Origin of the sequence: Leifsonia xyli (assembly GCA_001647635.1) — a bacterium.
GTDB classification, from domain to species: Bacteria; Actinomycetota; Actinomycetes; order Actinomycetales; family Microbacteriaceae; genus Leifsonia; species Leifsonia xyli_A.
The window spans coordinates 998,127-1,021,885 of the sequence record CP014761.1 but is presented as its reverse complement, the minus strand read 5'-3'; the positions used below and the strand labels follow the sequence as shown (position 1 = coordinate 1,021,885).

General features: G+C 69.3%; 14 protein-coding genes and 5 pseudogenes. 12 read left to right on the top strand and 7 right to left on the bottom strand.

Going from position 1 to position 23,759, the window contains the following annotated elements:
* Positions 1 to 9: 9 nt before the first annotated feature.
* Entirely contained in the window at positions 10 to 810 is an 801-nt protein-coding gene (locus A0130_05045; GenBank protein ANF31128.1) for a CAAX protease, read from the bottom strand.
* Between the two features lie 211 nt (positions 811 to 1,021).
* Between A0130_05045 and A0130_05040 the strand changes: the two genes are divergently transcribed.
* The 3 genes from A0130_05040 to A0130_05030 all read left to right on the top strand — a co-directional run bounded on the left by A0130_05040 (position 1,022) and on the right by A0130_05030 (position 5,543).
* Positions 1,022 to 2,812 (top strand): ABC transporter substrate-binding protein, encoded by a 1,791-nt coding sequence (locus A0130_05040; GenBank protein ID ANF31127.1) that lies wholly within the window; start codon positions 1,022 to 1,024, stop codon positions 2,810 to 2,812.
* A gap of 188 nt (positions 2,813 to 3,000) precedes the next feature.
* Positions 3,001 to 4,533: an ABC transporter permease gene (locus A0130_05035; protein ANF31126.1), complete on the top strand. Its 1,533-nt coding sequence runs from the start codon at positions 3,001 to 3,003 to the stop codon at positions 4,531 to 4,533.
* Positions 4,533 to 5,543 carry an ABC transporter permease gene (locus tag A0130_05030; GenBank protein ANF31125.1) on the top strand — a complete coding sequence of 337 codons (1,011 nt, stop codon included), beginning with the start codon at positions 4,533 to 4,535 and terminating at the stop codon, positions 5,541 to 5,543. The genes A0130_05035 and A0130_05030 overlap by 1 nt, the downstream gene beginning before the upstream one ends.
* Positions 5,544 to 5,572: 29 nt before the next feature.
* Here the strand turns inward: A0130_05030 and A0130_05025 are convergent.
* A pseudogene (locus A0130_05025) lies at positions 5,573 to 6,198 on the bottom strand (hypothetical protein).
* A 47-nt stretch (positions 6,199 to 6,245) separates the two neighbouring features.
* On the opposite strand from A0130_05025, the pseudogene A0130_05020 reads away from it, so the two are divergent.
* Positions 6,246 to 8,110 (top strand): annotated as a pseudogene (locus A0130_05020) (glutathione ABC transporter ATP-binding protein).
* A 107-nt stretch (positions 8,111 to 8,217) separates the two neighbouring features.
* Positions 8,218 to 10,143: a GTP-binding protein TypA gene (locus tag A0130_05015; protein ANF31124.1), complete on the top strand. Its 1,926-nt coding sequence runs from the start codon at positions 8,218 to 8,220 to the stop codon at positions 10,141 to 10,143.
* Between the two features lie 72 nt (positions 10,144 to 10,215).
* Here A0130_05015 and A0130_05010 read toward each other — a convergent pair.
* Positions 10,216 to 10,933 (bottom strand): annotated as a pseudogene (locus A0130_05010) (hypothetical protein).
* 132 nt (positions 10,934 to 11,065) lie between these two features.
* Between A0130_05010 and A0130_05005 the strand changes: the two are divergent.
* Positions 11,066 to 11,536, top strand: a complete 471-nt coding sequence (locus A0130_05005) for a hypothetical protein (GenBank protein ID ANF31123.1) — start codon at positions 11,066 to 11,068, stop codon at positions 11,534 to 11,536.
* Between the two features lie 4 nt (positions 11,537 to 11,540).
* Here A0130_05005 and A0130_05000 read toward each other — a convergent pair.
* The 3 genes and pseudogenes from A0130_05000 to A0130_04990 all read right to left on the bottom strand — a co-directional run bounded on the left by A0130_05000 (position 11,541) and on the right by A0130_04990 (position 14,966).
* Positions 11,541 to 12,877, bottom strand: a pseudogene (locus tag A0130_05000) (peroxidase).
* A 3-nt stretch (positions 12,878 to 12,880) separates the two neighbouring features.
* Positions 12,881 to 14,062 (bottom strand): PbrT family lead (Pb2+) uptake porter, encoded by a 1,182-nt coding sequence (locus A0130_04995; GenBank protein ANF31122.1) that lies wholly within the window; start codon positions 14,060 to 14,062, stop codon positions 12,881 to 12,883.
* 37 nt (positions 14,063 to 14,099) lie between these two features.
* Positions 14,100 to 14,966: a high-affinity Fe2+/Pb2+ permease gene (locus tag A0130_04990; GenBank protein ANF31121.1), complete on the bottom strand. Its 867-nt coding sequence runs from the start codon at positions 14,964 to 14,966 to the stop codon at positions 14,100 to 14,102.
* Between the two features lie 98 nt (positions 14,967 to 15,064).
* On the opposite strand from A0130_04990, the gene A0130_04985 reads away from it, so the two are divergent.
* The 5 genes and pseudogenes from A0130_04985 (at position 15,065) to A0130_04965 (ending at position 21,109) form a co-directional block, all read left to right on the top strand.
* Positions 15,065 to 15,442, top strand: coding sequence for a hypothetical protein (locus tag A0130_04985; protein ID ANF31120.1), 378 nt, complete (start codon positions 15,065 to 15,067; stop codon positions 15,440 to 15,442).
* A 38-nt stretch (positions 15,443 to 15,480) separates the two neighbouring features.
* Positions 15,481 to 15,801, top strand: coding sequence for a ferredoxin (locus A0130_04980; protein ID ANF31119.1), 321 nt, complete (start codon positions 15,481 to 15,483; stop codon positions 15,799 to 15,801).
* Positions 15,802 to 15,819: 18 nt separating this feature from the next.
* Positions 15,820 to 16,938, top strand: coding sequence for a succinyldiaminopimelate transaminase (locus A0130_04975; GenBank protein ID ANF31118.1), 1,119 nt, complete (start codon positions 15,820 to 15,822; stop codon positions 16,936 to 16,938).
* A 193-nt stretch (positions 16,939 to 17,131) separates the two neighbouring features.
* Positions 17,132 to 18,403, top strand: a complete 1,272-nt coding sequence (locus A0130_04970; protein ANF33297.1) for a citrate (Si)-synthase — start codon at positions 17,132 to 17,134, stop codon at positions 18,401 to 18,403.
* Between the two features lie 109 nt (positions 18,404 to 18,512).
* Positions 18,513 to 21,109, top strand: a pseudogene (locus tag A0130_04965) (penicillin amidase).
* A gap of 317 nt (positions 21,110 to 21,426) precedes the next feature.
* Here A0130_04965 and A0130_04960 read toward each other — a convergent pair.
* Positions 21,427 to 22,050, bottom strand: coding sequence for a TetR family transcriptional regulator (locus A0130_04960; GenBank protein ID ANF31117.1), 624 nt, complete (start codon positions 22,048 to 22,050; stop codon positions 21,427 to 21,429).
* A gap of 98 nt (positions 22,051 to 22,148) precedes the next feature.
* Here A0130_04960 and A0130_04955 point away from each other — a divergent pair, with 98 nt between their 5' ends.
* Positions 22,149 to 23,756 (top strand): methylcrotonoyl-CoA carboxylase, encoded by a 1,608-nt coding sequence (locus A0130_04955; protein ANF31116.1) that lies wholly within the window; start codon positions 22,149 to 22,151, stop codon positions 23,754 to 23,756.
* Positions 23,757 to 23,759 lie beyond the last annotated feature (3 nt).

The window sequence follows — 23,759 nt, the reverse complement described above, 5'->3', positions numbered from 1 at the left end:
GCCTGGTGGCTAGTGGGCGGCGAAGATCGACGGCCACCAGGCGACGGCGAGGGGATAGCCGACGAAGGAGACGATGTCGATGATCGTGTGCGCGACCACCAGCGGCATCACGCGGCCCCAGCGGGTGTAGACCCAGCCGAAGACGATGCCCATCACGGCGTTGCCGACGAACGGGCCGAAGCCCTGGTACAGGTGGTAGCTGCCGCGGAGCAGCGCCGACACGACGATGATCGTCCACGTGCCCCAGCCCAGCTGCCGCAGCCGCGTGAAGAGGTAGCCGACGACGATCACCTCCTCCTGCAGCGCGGCGCGCAACGCGGCCAGGATGAGGACGGGGACCGTCCACCAGTGCGCGTCCAGTGTCGACGCCTGCACGGCGACGGTGATGCCGAGCAGGCGGGTCAGCGCGTAGAACAGGATGCCCGGGATGCCGATCACCAGGAACAGCAGCAGCCCGCCGCCCAGATCGCGCGCCGGCCGGGTCAGGTCGAAGCCGATCCGTCGGAAGCCGCTGCGCTGCGGCTGCCAGAGCAGGTAGATCACCAGCGCGACCGCGAACAGGGGGAACAGGTTGCCCAGCACCTGGTAGAGGAAGTCGAAGACCTCGCGGTTCGACTGGCTCGGGTTCACCTGTGCGGTCTGCTGCGAGAGCGGGGTGCTCTGCGTGGAGCGGTCGATGATCGTGACGATCGAGTAGATCGCCGACTGTCCGAGCGAGAGCCCGAGGACGATGGCGATCTCCCACCAGAGCCGGGTGCGCTCCGGCCGGGCGACGGGCACCTCTCCGGTGAACGTTGGGGTCTGGCTCATAGGGGCATCCTGCCAGATCGTTGCATCGAGCGAACTATTCCACCGATTTTGTGCGCTTCGCGCAGGAATCCGTCGACTGAGTTACCACTATGTAACGTTTTCCCCGCCTGTTTTGCAATCGCTGGCGACGCTACCTAGGGTCATTCTTATCCCGCGCGGGACAGGCACTCTCGCACGCCTGCACCGTCGCACACTTCGCACAGGAGGAACATTGCACATCAACGGAAGAAGGGTGAGGTACGCGGTCAGCGCGGTCGCCGTCGCAGGCGTCGCAGCACTGGCTCTGTCGGCCTGCACCACGTCCGGCAGCACCAGCACCTCGTCCGCTGCCAAGGGCGGCACCGTGACGGTTGCGGTCGTCAACGACTTCACCTCGTTCAACTCGCAGACCCCGCAGGGCAACCTGGACACCAACGGCCAGGTCGGCTACCTGAACGGGTCGTACGGAACCGGGTTCCAGTACATCGACAACAACTACAAGATCGTCCACGACGACAAGTTCGGCACGTTCGAGAAGACCTCGGACGACCCGCTGACGGTCAAGTACACGCTGAACAAGGACGACAAGTGGTCCGACGGCGAGCCCGTCACCGCCGACGACATGATCCTCGCGTGGGCCATCGCCTCCGGTCACTACGACTCGGCGAAGTTCGACTCCGAGGGCAACGTCACCAGCGGCACGCAGTACTTCCAGATCGCGGGTTCGACCGCGGGTGTCGACGCCACGGACTTCCCCGAGGTCAGTAACGACAACCGCACGATCACGCTCAAGTACTCCACCCCCTACGTGGACTGGGAGCTCGTCAACCCGATCGCGCAGCCCGCGCACATCGTCGCCAAGAAGGCGGGCCTCTCGTCGGCCGCCGACCTGACGAAGCTGCTCAAGGGCCTGCCGAAGGGCGACCCGGCGAACCCGGCCCCGGCCGACCCGACGCTCAAGAAGGCGGCGGACTTCGTCAACACCGGTTACGACGTCACCGCGTTCCCGACCGACAAGGACCTGCTGGTCTCCTCCGGCCCGTTCGTCGTCTCGTCGTGGACCCCGGGTCAGTCGCTGACCATGACGCCGAACAAGTACTACGCGGGCGGCCTCAAGCCGAACGTCGACAAGATCGTGTTCCGCATCATCCCGGACGCGAACGCCCAGGTCACCGCTCTCCAGAACGGTGAGGTCGACATCATCAACCCGCAGGCGTCCGCCGACACGATCACCGCGCTCAAGCAGACCAGCGCGAAGATCCTCACCGGTGCCCAGGCCTCGTACGACCACCTCGACCTGAACTTCAAGTCGCCGGTGCTCTCCGACGCCAAGGTCCGCGAGGCGTTCCTCAAGACCATCCCGCGTCAGCAGATCCTCGACTCGATCGTCACCCCGGTCGACTCGAAGGCCAAGGTCCTGAACTCGCAGATCTTCCTGCCGAACCAGGAGCAGTACGAGGGCAGCGTCAAGCAGAACGGCTCCGACAAGTACGACAAGGTCGACATCGAAGGCGCCAAGGCGCTCCTCGCCGGTGCCACCCCGTCGATCCGCATCCTGTACAACACCAACAACCCGAACCGTGTCGACGAGTTCCAGTCGATCCAGGCCTCGGCCGCCAAGGCCGGCATCAAGGTCGTGGACGCCGGCTCGCCCGACTGGAGCAAGCTGCTCCCGGGTGGCGACTACGACGCCTCGCTCTTCGGCTGGATCAGCCCGGGTGCAGGCACCACGCAGCTGCCGCAGGTGTTCGCCTCGCAGGGTGGCGGTAACTACAACGGTTACACCGGCACCAACGACCTGGCCCTCAAGTCGCAGACCACCCTCGACAAGGATGCTCTGACGAAGATCGAGTACCAGATCGACAAGCAGACCTTCACCGACGCGTACGGTCTGCCGCTCTTCCAGCTCCCGGGTGTCTTCGCGGCCACCAACCGGGTCGAGGGCGTCAAGTACAACGGCGGGCAGTCCGGCCCGTTCTGGAACTTCTGGGAGTGGTCGGTCAAGTCGTCCTCCTCGAAGTAACAGCTCCGTAAGAGAGAGTGCCCGGGCGAACCCCGGGCACTCTCCCTGCGGCGGGGCGTCGGTTCTCAGCCGGCGCCCCGTATCATGTAGTCGGTGGGCGCGATCCGTCCACCCTTGAGATACGCGCCTGGCGGCACCCCCGCCGCACCCCCCGATCGGCGCGTCCTGTCAGTGAAGGTTTTGAACCTATGGCGAGTTTCATCCTGAGACGCCTCCTGGTCTCAGTGCTCATCATCATCGCCGCTTCGTTCCTGATGTACATGCTGGTGGCCTACAGCGCCGACCCGCTCCAGGATCTGCGAAGCAGCAATTCCCCCAACAAGACGCAGCTGATTAACGCGCGCATCCAGCTCCTGCAGCTGGACGTCGTGCCGCCGCTGCGCTGGCTGCTCTGGCTGGGCGGTGCGGCCAAGTGCCTCATCCCGTTCGCCAACGCCTGCGACCTGGGGTCCACCGTCTCCAACGCTAAGGTGACCGACATCCTGCCCCAGGCCCTCGGGTCCACGGTGCAGCTGGTCACCGCCGCTCTGATCCTGGCGATCCTGCTGGGTGTCACGATCGGCATCGTCACGGCCCTCCGGCAGTACAGCGGACTCGACAACGTCGTCACGTTCCTCAGCTTCTTCCTGTACTCCCTCCCGGCCTTCCTCGTCGCGGTGCTCCTCAAGGAGTTCGTCGCGATCGGCTTCAACAACTTCCTCGCGCACCCGGTCATACCGTGGTGGGTGGCGGTGATCATCGGCGTCGTCGCCGGTCTGATCTGGCAATCGCTGATCGGCGGTGACCGGCGTCGCAGGCTCCTCACCTTCCTGATCTCCGGTGTCGCCACCGCGGGCGTGCTGCTGCTGATGTCGGCGATGAACTGGTTCCTCATGCCGGGCCTCGGCCCGGTCGTGATGATCATCCTCATCGCGGCGACGGTCATCGGCACGACGGCGCTGATCTCGGGCCTCCAGAACCGGCGGGCCCTGATCTCGGCGGCCATCGCGGGCGCGATCAGCCTGGTCTGCTACTTCGTGCTGCAGCCGCTGTTCAACGTCTCGACGGTCGCCACGATCGTGATCCTCGCGGTCATCGCCATCGTCGTCAGCCTCGCCATCGGGTACTTCGTCGGCGGTTACGACCGCGGCCAGAACATGCGCATCGCGGTCATCGTGACGATCGTGTCGGGCTTCCTGATCATCGTCGATCGCTTCATGCAGGCCTGGCCGCAGTACTTCCAGGACACGAACGGCCGCCCGATCGCGACCGTCGGCTCGTCGACGCCGGGCCTCGAGGGCGACATGTGGGTCACCGGGCTCGACACGTTCACCCACCTGGTGCTGCCGACCATCGCGCTGCTCCTCATCTCGTTCGCCTCCTACACCCGCTACTCGCGGGCCGGGATGCTCGAGGTGCTCAACCAGGACTTCATCCGCACCGCGCGGGCGAAGGGCCTGCCCGAGCGGACCGTCGTGGTGCGCCACGCGTTCCGCAACATGCTCATCCCGATCACCACCCTCGTCGCGTTCGACGTGGGCGCGCTGCTCGGTGGTGCGGTCATCACCGAGCGCGTGTTCGCCATCCCCGGCATGGGCTCGCTGTTCAACCTCGGCCTCAGCCGTGGTGACCTGAACCCCGTCATGGCGTACTTCCTGGTGATCGCGGCGATGGCGATCCTGTTCAACTTCCTGGCAGACCTCGCGTACGCCGCACTCGACCCGAGAGTGAGGGTCCGATAATGGCCGAAACCACCCGTATCGCCGACGAGCTCGAGGCGCCGAGCGCCCCGCCCGTCAGCCAGGGCAAGCTCGTCTGGAAGCGGTTCCTCTCCAACAAGGTCGCCGTCGCCAGCGCGATCCTGTTCATCCTGATCCTGATCTTCTCGATCTCCGCGATCGGCCTCGGGCCGATCCCGGGCTGGTGGAAGTACAACTACACCGAGCTGAACGACCAGGTGCAGCAGGGAGCACCGACCTGGGAGCACCCCTTCGGTCAGGACCGCATCGGCAAGGACTACTTCGCACTGACGATGCGCGGCATTCAGAACTCCATCCTCGTGATGGTCGTCCTGGGCCTCATCGCGAGCGTCGTGGGCGTCGTCGTCGGCGCCGTCGCGGGCTACTTCCGCGGCGTGACCGACGCGATCCTGATGCGCATCACCGACGTGTTCATCGTCATCCCGGCGCTGGTCATCGGCTCGGTCGTCGGACACGCGTTCGGCGGGCTCGGCGCGTTCTTCCTGGCGCTGATGCTCGGCTTCTTCTCGTGGATGGGCATCGCCCGTCTGGTCCGCGGCGAGTTCCTCTCGCTGCGCGAGCGGGAGTTCGTGGAGGCCGCCCGGGTCGCCGGCGCCTCGGACACGCGCATCATCTTCAAGCACATCCTGCCGAACGCGATCGGCGTGGTCATCGTGGCCTCCACGCTGATCATGGCCTCCGCCATCCTGCTCGAGACCGCGTTGTCCTACCTCGGCTACGGCATCCGTCCGCCGGACGTCTCGCTCGGCCTCCTGATCAGCTCGAACCAGTCGGCGTTCCAGACCCGTCCGTGGCTGTTCTGGTGGCCCGGCGCGTTCATCGTGACGCTCGCGCTGCTGGTCAACTTCGTCGGCGACGGTCTGCGCGATGCGTTCGACCCGCGCCACCGCCGGTTCAACCTCCGCAAGATGCGCGAGCAGGAGCCGGAGGAGGGCGAGGGCGACGACCGCACCCCGAAGACCGGAGCGGCTCTCGCGGAGGACGTGCTGTGACGACCCGCCCCGCCGCGCTGCTCCCGGCCTCAGGCCAGGAGCAGCGCGGCGACGGTGCCCGCCGCGAGCAGCACCAGCACGGCGAGCGACGCGATGTGCCAGCGCACCTCGACCGGCGTCTCGTCGGCGCGTCCGGCCTCGATCGCGCCGGACTCCTGCAGGGCCGCCCAGCGCCGGCGCACCACCTCGGCGGCGGCGCCCGACTCGGTCGCCAGCAGGTCGCCGGGGCGGCGCAGGCTGTCCTCGACGGTCGGTCTTCCGACGCGGCCCCTCGTCTCGTTGCGGGTCGCGCGGAGCGTGCGGGTCGTGCCGGGAGCGGGAGCGGCCCAGACCGGGAACTTGCGGCCGGGCGTGTACAGCGTCAGCGCGTATTTCGTGTCGACCGCGATGAGCGCCTCCCACGGGATGCGGACGGACTGCGTCACGTTGACCAGGTGCAGCCCGTCGTCGTCGACCACGAGGTTCGGACGCCACAGCATCGCCCAGGCGATGAAGGCGAACAGGGCCAGCGGCACGATGTAGAGCAGACGGGCGTCGTGGACGCTCACCAGCAGGCCGACGGTCAGCGCGGCGGCAGCCGCCCAGACCAGCACGGCAAGGACCCGGTTGAACCGGGACACGAAAACCTCGCGTCCGGCGGGGAGACGTAGGGCATGGCTCCATGCTCTCATCCCCGTCGAACGCCCCCGAAAGGAACCACTGATGACTGCTGAGACCAACACGGTCGGCACGTCCACCGTGACCGGCGGCCCCGTGCTCGAAGTGACCGGCCTCTCCGTCGACTTCGGCGTGGACGGCGTGTGGGTGCCCGCCGCCAAGAACCTGAACTACCAGATCCGTCCCGGCGAGGTGCTCGCCATCGTGGGCGAGTCCGGCTCGGGCAAGAGTGCGAGCTCGATGGCGATCCTCGACCTCCTGCCGAAGAACTCCCGCGTCCAGGGCTCGATCAAGCTCGACGGCCGCGAGCTGACGGGCCTGAGCCAGCCGCAGATGCGGCGCGTGCGCGGACGCCAGGTCGCGGTGATCTTCCAGGAGCCGATGACGGCGCTCAACCCCGTCTACACCGTCGGCTTCCAGATCGTCGAGACGCTGCGCATCCACTTCGGGATGTCGCCGCACGAGGCGAAGGAGCGCGCGCTCGAACTGCTCGCCATGGTCGAGCTGCCGGACCCGAAGAAGGCGTTCAACTCGTACCCGCACCAGCTCTCGGGCGGCCAGCGTCAGCGCGCCATGATCGCGCAGTCGATCTCGTGCGACCCGAAGCTCCTGATCGCGGACGAGCCGACCACGGCTCTCGACGTCACCGTGCAGGCCGAGATCCTGGAGCTGCTGCGCAGCCTCCGCGACCGGCTCGACAGCGCCATCCTGCTCATCACCCACGACATGGGCGTCGTCGCCGACCTGGCCGACAACATCGTCGTCATGCGCAAGGGCGACATCGTCGAGGCGGGCACGGTGAAGGACGTCTTCGCCGCCCCGCAGCACCCGTACACGATCGCCCTGCTCGACGCCGTGCCCCACCTCGGTCAGCGCGAGGACGAGGAGATCGACACCACGGCGGCCCTCGCGGCCGGCACCGAGAACCCGGACGCCGAGTTCGCCGAGCGCATCCGCGCCAACGAGCGCGCCGCCCAGGCGGAGCACGAGAAGGCGGAGCTCGACAAGCGCGAGGTCGTCGTCGACTTCCAGAACGTCGCGATCGAGTACCCCAAGCACGGCCGCGTGCCGGCGTTCCGCGCCGCCAGCGACATCGACCTGCAGATCCGCCAGGGCGAGGTCGTCGGCCTGGTGGGCGAGTCCGGCTCCGGCAAGACCACGCTCGGCCGCGCCGCGATCGGCCTGCTGCCCATCCACTCGGGCAAGCTCGTCGTCGCCGGCCAGGACATCAGCAGCGCGGGCCGGGACGAGATCCGCAAGCTGCACCGCAACGTCGGCATCGTGTTCCAGGACCCGTCGTCGTCGCTGAACCCGCGCCTCCAGATCGCCGATTCCATCGGCGAGCCGCTGCGCCTGGCCAAGGGGCTGAAGGGCGCCGACCTCTCGAAGGAGGTCGACCGCCTGCTCGACAGCGTCGAGCTGCCGCGCGCCTACCGCAGCCGGTTCCCGCACGAGCTCTCCGGCGGCCAGAAGCAGCGCGTCGGCATCGCCCGCGCGCTCTCGCTGCAGCCGAAGGTGCTGATCGCGGACGAGCCCACCAGCGCGCTCGACGTGTCGGTGCAGGCGCGCGTTCTCGAGCTGATGCAGCAGCTGCAGCGCGAGATGAACTTCGCCTGCCTCTTCATCACGCACGACCTCGCGGTCATCGACGTGCTCGCCGACCGCATCGCGGTGATGCACCACGGCCGCCTGGTCGAGGTCGGCACCCGCGACGAGATCCTGCGCTACCCGAAGGAGGCGTACACGCAGCGCCTCCTCGCGGCCGTGCCGCTCCCGGACCCGGAGCAGCAGCGCGCCCGCCGCGCCCTGCGCCTGGAACTGCTCGCGGCCGGCTCGGACGAGGCCGCCCCGGCGCCGTCGCGCCGCAGGAGCCGCAGACGCCGGAGCCCCCGGTCGCACAGGGGCTGTAGCTCAGCGGCTGTAGCTCGCTGACAGCGGACACAGGAGAAGGGGAGCGGATCCACGGTAGGATGGACCGTTCCCCTTCTTCCATCTGACGAGAGTCGAGTCTTCAAGCATGTCCGAGAACGCCGTCGCCCGCCGCGACGATCTGCGCAATGTCGCGATCGTGGCCCACGTCGACCACGGCAAGACCACGCTGGTCGACGCCATGCTCAAGCAGACGAACTCCTTCGACGCGCACGCGCACGTCGAGGAGCGCGCCATGGACTCCAACGAGCTCGAGCGTGAGAAGGGCATCACGATCCTCGCCAAGAACACGGCGATCTCGTACAACGGCATCCACGCCCCGAACGGCCCGATCACCATCAACGTGATCGACACCCCGGGCCACGCCGACTTCGGCGGCGAGGTCGAGCGCGGCCTCTCTATGGTCGACGGCGTCGTGCTGCTGGTCGACGCTTCCGAGGGCCCGCTGCCGCAGACCCGCTTCGTGCTGCGCAAGGCGCTGCAGGCCAAGCTGCCGGTCATCCTCGCGGTCAACAAGACCGACCGCGGCGACGCCCGCATCGAGGAGGTCGTGAGCGAGAGCCAGGACCTGCTCCTCGGTCTCGCCAGCGACCTCTCGGACGACGTGCCCGACCTCGACCTCGACGCCGTGCTCGACGTGCCGGTCGTCTACGCCTCCGGCCGCGCCGGCGCCGCGAGCCGCAACCAGCCCGCCAACGGCGAGCTGCCCGACAACGACGACCTCGAGCCGCTGTTCGAGGCGATCCTCGAGCACATCCCGGCTCCGACCTACGACCCCGAGGCTCCGCTGCAGGCGCACGTCACCAACCTCGACGCGTCGCCGTTCCTCGGCCGCCTCGCGCTGCTCCGCATCTTCAACGGCACGCTCAAGAAAGGCCAGACGGTCGCCTGGGTGCGTCACGACGGCGACGTGCACAACGTCCGCGTCACCGAGCTCCTCATGACCAAGGCGCTGGACCGCTACCCGGCCGAGTCCGCGGGCCCCGGCGACATCGTCGCCGTCGCCGGCTTCGCCGACATCATGATCGGCGACACGCTCGCCGACCCCGACGACATCCGTCCGCTTCCCGCGATCCACGTCGACGAGCCCGCGATCTCGATGACCATCGGCACCAACACCTCGCCGCTCGTCGGCAAGGTCAAGGGCCACAAGCTCACCGCACGCATGGTCAAGGACCGCCTCGACCGCGAGCTCATCGGAAACGTCTCGCTCCGCGTGCTCGACATCGGCCGCCCCGACGCCTGGGAGGTGCAGGGCCGCGGCGAGCTGGCGCTGGCCATCCTGGTCGAGCAGATGCGCCGTGAGGGCTACGAGCTCACCGTCGGCAAACCGCAGGTGGTCACCAAGAAGGTCGACGGCAAGACCCACGAGCCCTACGAGCACCTGACGATCGACGCGCCCGAGGAGTACCTCGGCGCCATCACCCAGCTGCTGGCCGCCCGCAAGGGCCGCATGGAGAACATGTCGAACCACGGCACCGGCTGGGTCCGCATGGAGTTCATCGTGCCGTCGCGCGGCCTGATCGGCTTCCGCACGGAGTTCCTGACCACCACCCGCGGCACGGGCATCGCCAACGCGATCTTCCACGGCTACGACGAGTGGGCGGGTCAGATCGTCACCCGCAGCAACGGCTCCATCGTGGCCGACCGCGCCGGTGTGGTGACGCCGTTCGCCATCATCGCGCTGCAGGAGCGCATGACCTTCTTCGTGAACCCCACCGAGGAGGTCTACGAGGGCATGGTCATCGGCGAGAACTCGCGCGCCGACGACATGGACGTGAACATCACCAAGGAGAAGAAGCTCACCAACATGCGCTCCTCCACGGCCGACACGTTCGAGTCGATGACCCCGAGCCGTCAGCTCACGCTGGAGGAGTCGCTGGAGTTCGCCCGCGACGACGAGTGCGTCGAGGTGACCCCGGAGGCCGTCCGCATCCGCAAGGTCGAGCTGGACGCGACCGCTCGCGGCCGCGCCGCCGCTCGCCTGAAGCGTCAGGACGCCGCTGCCGTCTGATCCCAGCAACCATGGGACGCAACACGCCGCCACCGCTGAAGGTGAGCGGCGTGTTGCGTCTCATGAATGGTGTCAGCCGACCTCGTCGAGAGCCGTGGTGATCACCTTGACGACGTCGTCGGGGTTCGAGTACATGACGAGGTGCGGGGCTTCGTCGATCTCGGTGACCGCCCGGAACTTCGCGCGCTCGTAGCCGAAGCGCTCCACGTCCGGGTTGATCGTGCGGTCGGCCGCCGGGACGATGCCCCAGGCCGGCTTGGTCTTCCACGCCGCGACCGGCGCCGGCTGCTCGAAGGCGATCGCCGCGAGCGGGCGCGCTGCGAGACGGCGAACACCTGGGTGACGGCCGGGTCGAGGCCCTGGCGAAGATGTCCGGGAACTCGTCGACGTTCACCGACACGTCCGTGCCCGGCTCCGCGCCGTCGATCGGGAACGGCGTGAAGACCAGCGCCTTGGCGAGCGGCGAATCGGGGAAGCGTCCCTGCAACTGGTTGAGGTTCTCGCCCTCGTCGAGCGCGTAGCCGGCGAGGTAGACCAGCCCCACGACGTTGTCCGCGGCACCGGCGATCGTGGTGACCGCGCCGCCGTACGAGTGCCCGACGAGCAGGACCGGTCCGTCGATGTTCTCGACGACCGAGCGGATGTACTCGGCGTCGCCCAGCAGACTGCGGTTGGGGAGACCGGGCACGCGCACGGTGTGGCCGGCGTCGAGCAGGCGCCGGGTGACGGGTGTGAAGCTGCCCGCGTCGGCGAAGGCGCCGTGGATGAGGACGATGGTGGGCGATGGCATGGCGATTCCTTTCGAGATAGGGCTTGTGCGCGAAGACTATGAACGTCCGGCGGCGTGCGACAAGACCCGCGAGGTGAACATTTCACCGATCCGCGCAACCATGGCCGCGCGCGCCTCCGGGAGAATGGACGCATGAACCGTCGTCGTCTCGTCGCCCTCCCGCTCGCCGCCGCACTGCTGCTCGGGGCGGCGCCCGCCCTGGCCGGCTGCAGCTTCCAGAGCGTCGTGAAGGACGTCTCCGGCGGCAACATCGACGTCGGCGGCACCAGCGTGCCGTCCGACTTCCCGAAGGAGGTCCCGCTGGCGAACGGCGACGTCGTCTTCGCGGCGGGCCTCGGCTCGGGGGACGACAAGGTGTGGAACGTCACCGTCAAGGTGAGCGGTGGGAGCTCGTACAACGACATCCAGAAGCAGCTCACCGACGCGGGATTCAGCGGCGAATTCGGCGCACAGGGTCCGAACGGCGGCGGCACCGGGACATTCAGCAACGGCACCTACGGCGTGCTGGTCGTGGTGACCGATGCGGGCGACAAGGGCTGGGTCGCCAACTACTCCGTCTCGAAGGGGAAGTCGCCGAGCCCGACGCCGACCGCCGGCACCTGAGCGGTCAGGCGAACAGACCCGCTCCCACGAACGAGCCCTCGGAGGCACCGGGCGGTACCGCGAACACGCCCGAGCCGACGTGCTTCAGGTACTCGTTCATGAGGTCGTTCGACGCGAGCCGCTTCTGGATCGGGATGAACTGCTTCCGCGGATCCCGCTGGAACGCGATGAAGAACAGGCCGGCATTGAGCCGCCCGAGCTCGTCGTTGCCGTCGACGAAGTTGTAGCCGCGGCGGAGCAGCTGGGCGCCGTCGTTCATCGAGGGATGCGCCAGGCGCACGTGCGAGTCCGGGTCGATCTTGGTGCCGCCGTCGTTCGCCAGAGCGAGGAAGTTCGGTGCACTGAACTCGGTGCCCCCGGAGAGCGGCGCGCCCTCGCCCTTGTCGCGGCCGACGATGCGCTCCTGCTCGCCGAGCTGCTGGCGGTCCCAGGTCTCGATGACCATGCGGATCTTCCGCGCCACGAGGTAGGAGCCGCCGGCCATCCATGCCGCGCCGTCTCCGTGCGCGGCCCACACCTGCTCGTCGACGACCGACTGGTCCTCCGACTTGATGTTGGCCGTGCCGTCCTTGAACCCGAACAGGTTGCGCGGCGTCGCCTGCGCCTTCGAGGTGGAGGAGGTGCGCCCGAAGCCGAGCTGCGACCAGCGGATGGACGCGCGTCCGAACGCGATGCGGGAGAGGTTGCGGATGGCGTGCACCGCGACCTGCGGATCGTCGCTGCAGGCCTGCACGCAGAGGTCGCCGCCGCTGATCGCGTCCACGAGCGCGTCGCCGGGGAAGCGGGGAGGTCGACCAGCGCCTCGGGGCGGCGGGACGCGATCCCGAACCGGTCCTCGCCGCTCGCCGTGCGGAACAGGCTCGGGCCGAAGCCGAAGGTCAGCGTGAGCCCGCCGGGCGGCAGGTCGAGCGCCTCGCCGGTGTCGTCGGGCGGGGCGTCCGACGGGCCGGAGGCCGGACCGTACTTCCCGGCCGGGCGCCCCTGGGTCATGCGCGCGGCCGCGACGGTCCAGTCCTGCAGCAGCTCCATCAGGCCGGCCCGGTCGAGGCCGGGCGCTGCATCGAAGGCGGCGAAGTGGAGGCGGTCCTGCGCGGGCGTGGTGATCCCGGCCTGGTGCGCGCCGTAGAAGGGGTAGGTCGCGGAGTCGCCGGTGGAGGCGCCGAGCACGGCGCGGTCGGCGGCGACACCCGCTCCGATGCCGACCAGGCCGGCGCCGACGGTCGCGCCCGCAATCCCGAGCATCCCGCGCCGGGAGAGGCCGCGCCGCGGTTCGGGGTCGCCGGAGCGCCCGGCGACCTCGTCGGTCTCCGGGCGCTCGGCGTCGGGGTGGCTCTGCGTCACGGCTTACTTGACGATGATCGAGGTGAGCCGGCTCAGCGGCTCGCTGAGCGCGTTGACCTGGTCGGACAGCTCCTTCACCTGAGCGGTGCTGAGCTCGGTGTAGCTCACGAAGCCGTCGCCGCTCTTGTACTGGGCGAGCGTCTTCTCGACGGTGGCGAACTCCGCGTCGAGCTTCGACACGACGTCCTTGCCGCTGCTGCCCTTGGCGGCGGCGATGTCGCGCACGACGCCGTAGGCGACCTGGGCGCCCTCGAGGTTGGCCTGGAAGTCGGCGAGATCCGTGTGCGAGAAGGCTTCCTCCTCGCCGGTGATCTTGGAGCGGGAGACCTCCTCCATCAGGCCGATGGCCCCGTTGGAGATCTGATCGATGGTGAGGCGGAAGTCCTTCGCGTGCACCAGTTCGTACAGCTTCTGGGTGTCGGCGACGAGCGTGTCGGCGAGCTGCGTGCGGGTGCCGGCGTCGACGGGCGTGTACCCGGCGGGCGCCCACAGGTCCTTCTCGATGCGGTGCCAGCCGGTCCACTCCTGGCCCTCCGCGAGGTCGGCCTCGCGCAGGTCGAGCGCGGGGTCGAGGTCGCCGAACTGCTCGGCGGTCGGCTCGATCCGCTCGTAGTAGCTGCGGGTGGAGGCGTACTGGGCTCGGGCGGCCGCGTCGTCGCCGCCCGCGTAGGCCGCGGCGAAGGACTTCGTGGCGGTGAGGAGGGCTCCCGCCTGATCCTTCACGTAGCCGGTGTAGTTCGCGACGGCCTGGGCGACCTGCTTGCTCTCGCTCTGCGAGACCGTCTTGCCGGTGCCCGGTGCGACGGTGAACGCCGCGACGTTCGTCGGCTGCCCGACCATCCCCTTGCGGCAGGCCGAGAAGTAGGAGCCCTCGGCCAGCTGCACCACGTAGTTGACCGTCGTGCCCGGGCCGATGTTCTCCTTCTCGCCGACGATGCGCAGCTTGTCGGAGGCGAGCAGCTCGAACTCGTTGACGTCGCTGCCGGTGTTGGTCACCTGGAAGGTGATCGGGCCCGCCTTCGCCGTGTTCGTCGAGACCGTGCACTTCGTGTCGGAGAGCGAGACGGCGATGGCCTCCGCGGTGGCATCCGCCTTGTTCGGGACGCAGCCGGTCAGCGCGACGGCGAGGGCGGCTGCGCCGGCCAGGGAACCGGTGACGGCAGCGAGCGAACGGAGTCGGGGCATGGGTGTGCTGTGCTTTCTGTCGCGGAACGGGCGAGGGTCAGGAGGCGATGGGCGCGTGCGGCGCGGTGGCGCGTGCGGCCGGCTTGGTCGCCGCGGGGCGGCCGGCGGCGCGGTGCTGACGCACGTAGAAGAAGCCGACGATGCCGAGGTAGGCGACCCAGCCGACCACCTGCAGCCAGGTCGGCGACGGGTTGAAGTTGAGGATGCCCGCGGCGAGCGTGCCGTACCAGCTGGAGGCGGGTATGGCGCCGCTGATGTCGTAGGCGTGCACACCGGATCCGGGGATGAGTCCCGACTCCTGCAGGTCGCCCAGGCCGTACGCGAAGACGCCGGCGGCGACGAGGATGAGGAAGGCGCCCGTCCATGTGAAAAACGCGCCGAGGTTGATCTTGACCATGCCGCGGTACAGCAGGAAGCCGAGGACGGCCGCGGTGAGCAGGCCGAGCAGCGCGCCGACCGCGGGCTCCCAGGTGCCGCCGGTCGAGGCCACCGTGGCCCAGACGAACAGCGACGTCTCGATGCCCTCGCGCCCCACGCTGAGCATGGCGAGCAGGATGACGCCCCAGCCCGCGCCGACCAGCGCGGAGTCGAGGCGGTTGTGGAGGGTGGACTTCATGGTGCGGGCGGTCCGGCCCATCCAGAACACCATCCAGGTGACGAACCCGACCGCGACCAGCGAGAGCGAGCCGCCCAGGATCTCCTGCGCCTCGAAGCTCATGCCGTAGGGCCCCCAGGTGAGCGCGGCGCCGATCGCGAGCGGGACGACGAGGGCGATGCCGACGCCGATCCACAGCTTGGAGAGCACGTCGGTCCGGCCGACCTTGACGACGTAGGCGATCAGGATGGTGACGATGAGCGCCATCTCGAGGCCTTCGCGGAGGCCGATCAGGTAGTTCGCGAGCACAGGGGACCTTGTCGAGGGTGGGGGATGAGGTTGGTAAGGCTAACCTTACCCGTCCACCGTAAGACAAGCCTGAGGAAGTGTCCAGCTAGGATTCGAGAATGCTCAGCCGGATCGTCAGCGCCATCCTGCTCGTGCTGACCGGAGCCCTATTCGGGGTCATCGGCACGATCGCCCACCAGAGCTCGGTGACGTGGGGCGTCCCGATCCCGCTCGGGCTGATCGGAGCGCTCGTCGCGTTCGCCGCGCTGCTCATCGGCCTGCGCCTGCTCGGTCACAGCCGCCTCCCGGCGCTGCTCGCGGCGCTCGGCGCTATCGCCGTCATCCTGCTCTTCACGCAGCAGAGCGGGGGAGGGTCGGTCCTCATCCCGAACAACCTCGCCGGCCAGGTGTGGCTGGTGGGGCCGATCGTCATCGCTGCGATCGTGCTGGCCTGGCCCGACGTGCGGGGGCGTCGCCCGGCCCGCTCGACGGCATAAGCTAGCAGGGTAGCTCTCGTGAAGGGATCCGAAACACTGTGACCTATGTCATCGCCCTCCCCTGCGTCGACGTCAAAGACCGGGCCTGCATCGACGAATGCCCGGTCGACTGCATCTACGAGGGCGAACGGTCGCTGTACATCCACCCGGACGAGTGCGTGGACTGCGGCGCCTGCGAGCCGGTGTGCCCGGTCGAGGCGATCTACTACGAGGACGACCTGCCCGAGGAGTGGAAGGACTACTACCGCGCGAACGTGGAGTTCTTCGACGACATCGGCTCGCCCGGGGGCGCCTCGAAGGTCGGCGTGATCCAGAAGGACCACCCGGTCATCGCAGCGCTGCCTCCGCAGGGCCACTGAGCCGGGAGGGGCGCTGACATGGCGCTGCAGGAGCTCCCGGACTACCCGTGGGACCTCATGGCCCCGTACGCCGAGCGCGCCCGCGCGCACGAGGGCGGCATCGTCGACCTGTCGATCGGGTCCCCGGTCGATCCGACGCCCGACCTGATCCGGCGCGCGCTGGCCGAGGCCACCGACGCGCACGCCTACCCGCAGACGATCGGCACGCCGGCCCTGCGCGAGGCCATCGTCGACTGGTTCGCCCGGCGCCGCGGTGTCGGCGGACTGACGGTCGACAACGTCCTGCCGACCATCGGCTCCAAGGAGCTGGTGGCGCTGCTGCCCTTCATGCTCGGCCTGGGGGAGGGGGATGTGGTGGTGCACCCGCGCGCCGCTTACCCGACCTACGCCATCGGCGCCGCGATCGCCGGCGCCACCGCCATGGCCGCCGACGACCCGGCCGAATGGCCCGAGAACACGCGCCTGATCTGGCTGAACTCGCCCGGAAACCCGGACGGCCGCATCCTCTCGGTGGAGGAGCTGCGCGCCGCCGTCGCCCGCGCCCGCGAGCTGGGCGCCTACCTGGCGAGCGACGAGTGCTACGCCGAGCTCGGCTGGGAGGCGCCGTGGGATGCGGAGCGCGTGCCGAGCGTTCTCGACCCGCGGGTGATCGGGGACGACCGCCGCAACATCCTCGCGGTCTACTCGCTGAGCAAGCAGTCGAACCTCGCCGGCTATCGGGCCGCGTTCGTCGCCGGCTGCCGCACCGTGATCGCGCGGCTGGTCAACGTTCGCAAGCACGCCGGGCTGATGCTGCCCGCGCCGCTGCAGGCCGCGATGGTGACCGCCCTCGGCGACGAGGAGCACGTAGAGGCGCAGAAGCAGCGGTACCGCGTCCGGCGCGACCTGCTCAAGCCGGCGCTCGAGGCGGCGGGCTTCCGCATCGACCGCAGTGAGGGCGGCCTCTACCTCTGGGCGACCGAGGGCCGTGACGCGTGGGAGAGCATCGGCCGGCTGGCCGACCTCGGCATCCTGGCGGGACCCGGGCACTTCTACGGCATCCACTACCCGCAGCACGTGCGCCTGTCCCTGACCGCGACGGACGAGCGGGTGGAGGCGGCGGCGGCGCGCCTCCGGGCCTTTGGAGATTCTCTCTAACGAGTCGGGCTGTCGTTTGCCCGATGCGGCAGTTGTTGCGTGCGTTCGCTAGGCTGTATCGGCACGGATTCATTCTGCAGCGCCGCCACGATCGGCGTATGGAACCCCGACTATCCCACCAGGAGGCGTTGTGAGCGGACTCGGCACCGAGAGCACGGGCACCGAGAAGGGGGCGGCCGCGGCCGACGCCGAACTGGCGACGGCGTCGCTGACCTACCCCGGCGGTGTGGCCGAGTTCCCGATCCGCCCGAGCGTCGACGGCGCCTCGAGCATCGACTTCTCGTCGCTCACGAAGCAGACCGGGCTCACCAGCCTCGACTACGGCTTCGTCAATACGGCGGCCACGCGCTCGTCGATCACCTACATCGACGGCGAGCAGGGCATCCTGCGCTACCGCGGCTACCCCATCGAGCAGCTCGCCGAGCACTCGACGTTCCTCGAGGTCGCCTGGCTGCTCATCCACGGCGAGCTGCCGAGCGAGAGCGAGCTGGCCGAGTTCGACGACCGCATCCGCCGCCACACCCTCCTGCACGAGGACCTGCGCCGCTTCTTCGACGCGCTCCCGCACGACGCGCACCCGATGTCGGTGCTCTCGAGCGCCGTCTCCGCGCTGTCGACCTTCTACCAGGACTCGCTGAGCGTGAGCGACCCCGAGCAGGTCGAGCTTTCCACCATCCGCCTGCTGGCGAAGCTGCCGGTGATCGCCGCGTACGCGCACAAGAAGAGCCTCGGCCAGGCGTTCCTCTACCCGGACAACTCGCTGAGCTTCGTCGACAACTTCCTGCGTCTCAACTTCGGCACGATGGCGGAGCCGTACGAGGTGAACCCCGTGCTCTCGCGCGCGCTCGAGCGCCTGCTCATCCTGCACGAGGACCACGAGCAGAACGCGTCCACCTCGACCGTCCGCCTGGTCGGCTCGACGCAGGCGAACCTGTTCGCCTCGGTCTCCGCCGGCATCAACGCCCTCTACGGCCCGCTGCACGGCGGCGCCAACGAGGCCGTGCTGCAGATGCTCGCCGGCATCCGCGACTCGGGGGAGAGCGTCCAGAAGTTCGTGGAGCGGGTCAAGAACAAGGAGTCCGGCGTCAAGCTCATGGGCTTCGGGCACCGCGTCTACAAGAACTTCGACCCGCGCGCCAAGCTCGTCAAGCAGTCCGCCGACGAGGTCCTCGAGGCGCTCGGCGTGCACGACCCGCTGCTCGACATCGCGAAGGAGCTGGAGGAGGTCGCGCTCGCCGACCAGTACTTCATCGACCGCAAGCTGTACCCGAACGTCGACTTCTACACGGGCGTCATCTACAAGGCCATGGGCTTCCCGACCCGGATGTTCACTGTGCTGTTCGCGATCGGCCGGCTGCCCGGCTGGATCGCCCACTGGCGCGAGATGAACCTCGACCCGCAGACGAAGATCGGCCGCCCGCAGCAGCTCTACGTCGGCTCGCCGGAGCGCGATCTCGGTCGCTGAGCGCGCCCGTGCCTGCCGCTGATCCGCCCGACGAACGCGCGGACCTGCCCGTCACCCGGATGAGCTACAGTCCGAAGGGAGGGCGGCACCGGCCGGACGAAGGAGCGACGTGGGCGACGACACCCCGCGGCTGAGGCTGCACCATCGGGTGCTGCGGATCGTCGGCGGCGTGCTGGCGGTCCTCCTCGTGCTCGTGGTGATCGCCGGTGGTGTCGCGGTCTGGACGGTCACCCGGTCCTTCCCGCAGACCGCCGGGAGCGTCGACGTCCCCGGGCTGTCGAAGCCGGTCACGGTGTACCGGGACGACGCCGGCGTCCCGCAGCTGTACGCCTCCACCCCGGACGACCTCTTCCGGGCGCAGGGGTACGTGCACGCGCAGGACCGGTTCTGGGAGATGGACTTCCGCCGGCATGTCACCTCCGGACGCCTGTCGGAGCTGTTCGGCGCGAGCCAGGTGCCGACCGACACCTTCATCCGCACCCTCGGCTGGCGTCAGGTCGCCGAGCAGGAGGTGAAGCTCCTCGATCCGACCTCGCTGAAGTACTACCAGGACTACGCGGACGGCGTGAACGCCTACCTGAAGCAGCATTCGGGCGCCGAGCTGTCACTGGAGTACGCGGTGCTCGGCCTCCAGAACCCGTCGTACAAGCCCGAACCGTGGACCCCGGCGGACTCGGTGGCGTGGCTGAAGGCGATGGCGTGGGACCTCCGCTCCAACCTCGAGGACGAGATCGACCGGGCGCTGCTCGCGACCAAGCTGAAGCCCGAGCAGGTCGCCGAGCTGCATCCCGGCTACCCGTACACCGCGCATCCGACCATCACCGACCAGGGCGGCGGCGACCCGCGCACCGTGACCCCGGACGCCGACCCGCAGGCCGTGGCGTCGTCGGCGGCCGGAGCCGCATCCTCCCTCGATCCCTCCGCGTACGCCGCGCAGCTGCGACAGGTCGCGGCGAGCGTGGAGGCGCTGCCGCAGCTGATGGGTCCGGCCGGGGACGACATCGGGTCGAACTCCTGGGTCGTCGCCGGGTCGCACACCGCGAGCGGCAAGCCGCTGCTCGCCAACGACCCGCACCTCGGTGCGGCCCTGCCGTCGGTCTGGTACCAGATGGGGCTGCACTGCCGGACGGTGGACGCGGCCTGCCCGTTCGACGTGGCGGGCTTCAGCTTCTCCGGCTTCCCTGGCGTGATCATCGGGCACAACAACAAGATCTCGTGGGGGTTCACCAACCTCGGCCCGGATGTCGCGGACCTGTTCGTCGAGAAGGTGTCGGGCGACACGTACGAGTACGACGGCCGCCAGCTGCCGCTCGTCAAGCGCACCGAGCGGATCAAGGTCGCGGGCGGGAAGGACGTCACGATCACCGTGCGCTCGACCGGGCACGGGCCGATCGTCACCGACATCGGCGATGCGTATGCGGTCATCGCCAAGGATCAGGCGGGCAAGCTCGGCGTCCCGGCGCAGCAGTTCCAGCTCTCGCTCGGCTGGACCGCGCTCACGCCGGGCACCACCGCAGACGCGATCTTCGCCTTCGACACGGCGTGGGACTGGCCGAGCTTCCGGGCCGCCGCGCAGCGGTTCCAGGTGCCGTCGCAGAACCTCGTCTACGCCGACATCGACGGCAACATCGGCTATCAAGCGCCAGGCCTCATCCCCGTCCGGTCCGCGGGCGACGGGACGCTGCCGGTTCCAGGATGGGAGAGCCGCTACAGCTGGACGGGCACCGTCCCGTTCGACCAGCTTCCGTCGGTGTTCGACCCGCCCTCCGGCTACATCGTGACGGCGAACAACGCGGCCGTCGGTCCCGGCTATCCCGTGCTCATCACCGCCGACTGGGATCAGGGCTACCGCGCCAACCAGATCGAGCTGCGGCTCGCAAAGCTCTTCGCGGACGGGAAGAAAGTGGCGGCGAAGGACATGTCGGCCATCCAATCCGACACCTACGACGCGAACGCGGCGAATCTCGTTCCCGTGCTGCGCGCCGTTGCGGCGAAGCCGGACGTGTCGTCGGAGGTGCAGCAGGCCGCGCGGCTGCTCGACGGCTGGGACTACCGCGACGACGCCGGCAGTGCGCAGGCCGCCTACTTCGCGGTGTTCTGGAAGGAGCTGCTGCACGACACGTTCGCCCGCAAGCTGCCGTCGGGCACCGCGCCCGCCGGTGGCGACCGCTGGTTCTCGGTCGTGCAGTCGCTGCTCGACCAGCCCGACTCGTCGTGGTGGGCGAACTCCGACCTGGGCACCTCCGACCGCGACTCGATGATCGCCTATGCGGCCGGGCAGGCGTGGGGCGAGGCGCGGCGCCTGCTCGGCGGGGACCCGTCGTCGTGGCGCTGGGACCGCCTCCACACGCTCATGCTGACGAACGCGAGCTTCGGGGTCTCCGGCGTCGCGCCCATCGAGTGGCTGTTCAACCGCGGACCGTGGCACGTCGGCGGCGGCTCGAGCATCGTCGACGCGACGGGATGGGACACCACGGTCGGCTACCAGGTCGACCGGGTGCCGTCGATGCGGATGGTCGTGGACCTGTCCGACTTCGACAGGAGCACGTGGATCAACTTGACCGGCGCCTCCGGGCACGCCTTCGACGCGCACTACACAGACCAGACGGACCTCTGGGCGGCGGGAGGACGCGGCCCTGGCCGTTCTCGGCCGCCGCAGTCAAGAAGGCGGCGGACCAGACGCTGACCCTGCGGCCCGCAGGCTAAGCCGGCCGCGCGGGCTGAGTCTGCCGCGCGGGCTGAGTCTGCCGCGCGGGCTGGGCCTCGCCGTCTGCCATCAGCGCAAAACGGAGGAATTCGCGCGACCGGCCGCCGGCCGACTCCTCCGTTCTGCGAATCCGACCCGCGTGTCGGGATGGATCTCCTCCCTTTCGCGCGAACCGCCCACTCATCCACCGGCCGTCGAAAAGGGAGGAGATCCATCCCGACACGCCGGTCGCTGACGCGAAAGGGAGGTGGCTGAGGGCCGGCCGCGGCGAGTTCTCCTCCGTTTCGGACGCGAAGCCCTATGGGGCGGGGCCGACTCAGCCGGAGGTCAGCGCCGCCCAGGCCATCCGCTCCAGCACTGGCCGCACCTGCGCCGCCGCGACCGGCGCGCTGCCGATCCGAGCGGTGTGCGGGGTCGAGTTGAGGAGGCCGAAGGTGCCCTGCACCCGCACCCGGAGCTCGTCGTCGGTCAGGCCGGGGTGCAGCTGGCCGAGCACGCGCATCCACACCTCCACGTAGCGGCGCTGGAGGCGGCGGACCTCGCGGCGCGGCGTGTCGGGGAGGGCGTCGAGGTCGCGGTCCTGGACGCGGATGGTGTCGGGCTCGCCGAGCGCGAAGTCGATGTGGAAGCCGATCAGGGCGTGGAGGGCGGCCTCGGCGTCGGCGGCGTCGTCCGAGACCTCCTGGCCGCCGGCGAGCAGGCGCTCGCTGACGCCGACGAGCAGCGCCTCGAGCACGGCCTGCTTCGATGCGAAGTGCCGGTAGACCGCCGGGCCGCTCACGCCCGCCGCCGCGCCGAGGTCCTCGATCGAGACGCCGTTGAAACCGCGGTCGGCGAACAGGCCGGCGGCTGCGTCGAGCAGGGCGGCGCGGCGGTCGGCCTTGGCCTGGCTGCGCTGCGTGGGGCGCTCCACGGGAGTGGTGGGATCGAGCTGGGTCATCGTTCTCCGCCGGTGCTGGACATTTCGGTTAGTGAACACTAACCTAAAAAACGAGTTAGTGACCACTAACCGACTGTCGACGACGACAACGGAGCAGCATGCCGACCCTGATCAGCGAGGCGTCCGCCACGGATGCGCGGTTCGAGCAGAACGACGCCGCCCAGCGCGAGCTGGTGGCCGACCTGCGACGGCGGCTGGCCACGGCCGCGGCCGGGGGACCGGAACGCGCCCGCGAGCGCCACGTCGCCCGCGGCAAGCTCCTCCCGCGCGACCGCATCGACGCGCTGCTCGACGAGGGCAGCCCGTTCCTCGAACTCGCGCCCCTCGCGGCGACGGGGATGTACGACGACGAGAGCCCCGCGGCGGGCGTCATCGCCGGGATCGGCCTGGTCGCCGGCCGCCACGTGATGATCGTCTGCAACGACGCCACGGTGAAGGGCGGCACGTACTACCCGATGACGGTCAAGAAGCACCTCCGGGCGCAGGAGGTCGCGCTCGAGAACCGCCTTCCCTGCATCTACCTGGTGGACTCGGGCGGCGCGTTCCTGCCGATGCAGGACGAGGTCTTCCCCGACCGCGACCACTTCGGCCGCATCTTCTACAACCAGGCCCGGCTGTCCGCGGCGAAGATCCCGCAGATCGCGGCCGTGCTCGGCTCGTGCACCGCGGGCGGCGCCTACGTGCCGGCGATGAGCGACGAGACGGTCATCGTGCGCAACCAGGGCACGATCTTCCTCGGCGGTCCGCCGCTCGTGAAGGCGGCGATCGGCGAGGTCGTCACCGCGGAGGAGCTCGGCGGCGGCGACCTGCACGCCCGCACCTCCGGCGTCGTCGACCACCTGGCCGAGGACGACGAGCACGCGCTGGCGATCGTCCGCGACATCGTCGCGACCCTCCCGACGCCGCTCGAACCGGCCTGGCCCGTCGTCGACGTCGTCGACCCGGCCGCCGACCCGGCCGAGCTGTACGGTGTCGTCCCGGTCGACGTGCAGGCGCCGTACGACGTGCACGAGGTCATCGCGCGGATCGTCGACGGGAGCGGGTTCGAGGAGTTCAAGCCCGAGTACGGCACGACCCTCGTGACCGGCTTCGCGCGCATCCACGGGCATCCCGTCGGCATCGTCGCCAACAACGGCGTGCTGTTCAGCGAGTCCGCGCTCAAAGGCGCGCACTTCATCGAACTGTGCGACCAGCGCGGGATCCCGCTGCTGTTCCTGCAGAACATCTCCGGCTTCATGGTCGGCCGGGACTACGAGGCCGGCGGCATCGCGAAGAACGGCGCCAAGATGGTCACCGCGGTCGCCACCACCCGCGTGCCGAAGCTCACCGTCGTGATCGGCGGGTCGTTCGGCGCCGGCAACTACTCGATGTGCGGCCGGGCGTACTCACCGCGCTTCCTGTGGATGTGGCCCGCTGCCCGCATCTCGGTGATGGGCGGCCAGCAGGCGTCCAGCGTCCTGGCGACGGTCAAGCGCGACCAGCTGGAGGCGCGCGGCGAGGAGTGGTCCTCCGACGACGAGGCCGCCTTCCGCGCGCCGATCGCGGCGCAGTACGAGGAGCAGGGCAACCCGTACTACTCGACCGCCCGGCTCTGGGACGACGGCGTGATCGACCCGGCCGAGACGCGCACGGTGCTGGGACTCGCGCTCGACGTGATCGCGCGCACCCCGCTCCCCGACACGGCCTTCGGCCTCTTCCGGATGTGACGA

Excerpts from the sequence above, each read along its gene's own strand:
- A0130_04985 (ANF31120.1), top strand. The coding sequence starts at position 15,065 with ATGCTCAGCCGGATCGTCAGCGCCATCCTGCTCGTGCTGACCGGAGCC.
- A0130_04995 (ANF31122.1), bottom strand. The coding sequence starts at position 14,062 with ATGCCCCGACTCCGTTCGCTCGCTGCCGTCACCGGTTCCCTGGCCGGC.
- A0130_05035 (ANF31126.1), top strand. The coding sequence starts at position 3,001 with ATGGCGAGTTTCATCCTGAGACGCCTCCTGGTCTCAGTGCTCATCATC.
- A0130_05045 (ANF31128.1), bottom strand. The coding sequence starts at position 810 with ATGAGCCAGACCCCAACGTTCACCGGAGAGGTGCCCGTCGCCCGGCCG.
- A0130_04975 (ANF31118.1), top strand. The coding sequence starts at position 15,820 with ATGGCGCTGCAGGAGCTCCCGGACTACCCGTGGGACCTCATGGCCCCG.
- A0130_05030 (ANF31125.1), top strand. The coding sequence starts at position 4,533 with ATGGCCGAAACCACCCGTATCGCCGACGAGCTCGAGGCGCCGAGCGCC.
- A0130_04960 (ANF31117.1), bottom strand. The coding sequence starts at position 22,050 with ATGACCCAGCTCGATCCCACCACTCCCGTGGAGCGCCCCACGCAGCGC.
- A0130_04955 (ANF31116.1), top strand. The coding sequence starts at position 22,149 with ATGCCGACCCTGATCAGCGAGGCGTCCGCCACGGATGCGCGGTTCGAG.
- A0130_05015 (ANF31124.1), top strand. The coding sequence starts at position 8,218 with ATGTCCGAGAACGCCGTCGCCCGCCGCGACGATCTGCGCAATGTCGCG.
- A0130_05005 (ANF31123.1), top strand. The coding sequence starts at position 11,066 with ATGAACCGTCGTCGTCTCGTCGCCCTCCCGCTCGCCGCCGCACTGCTG.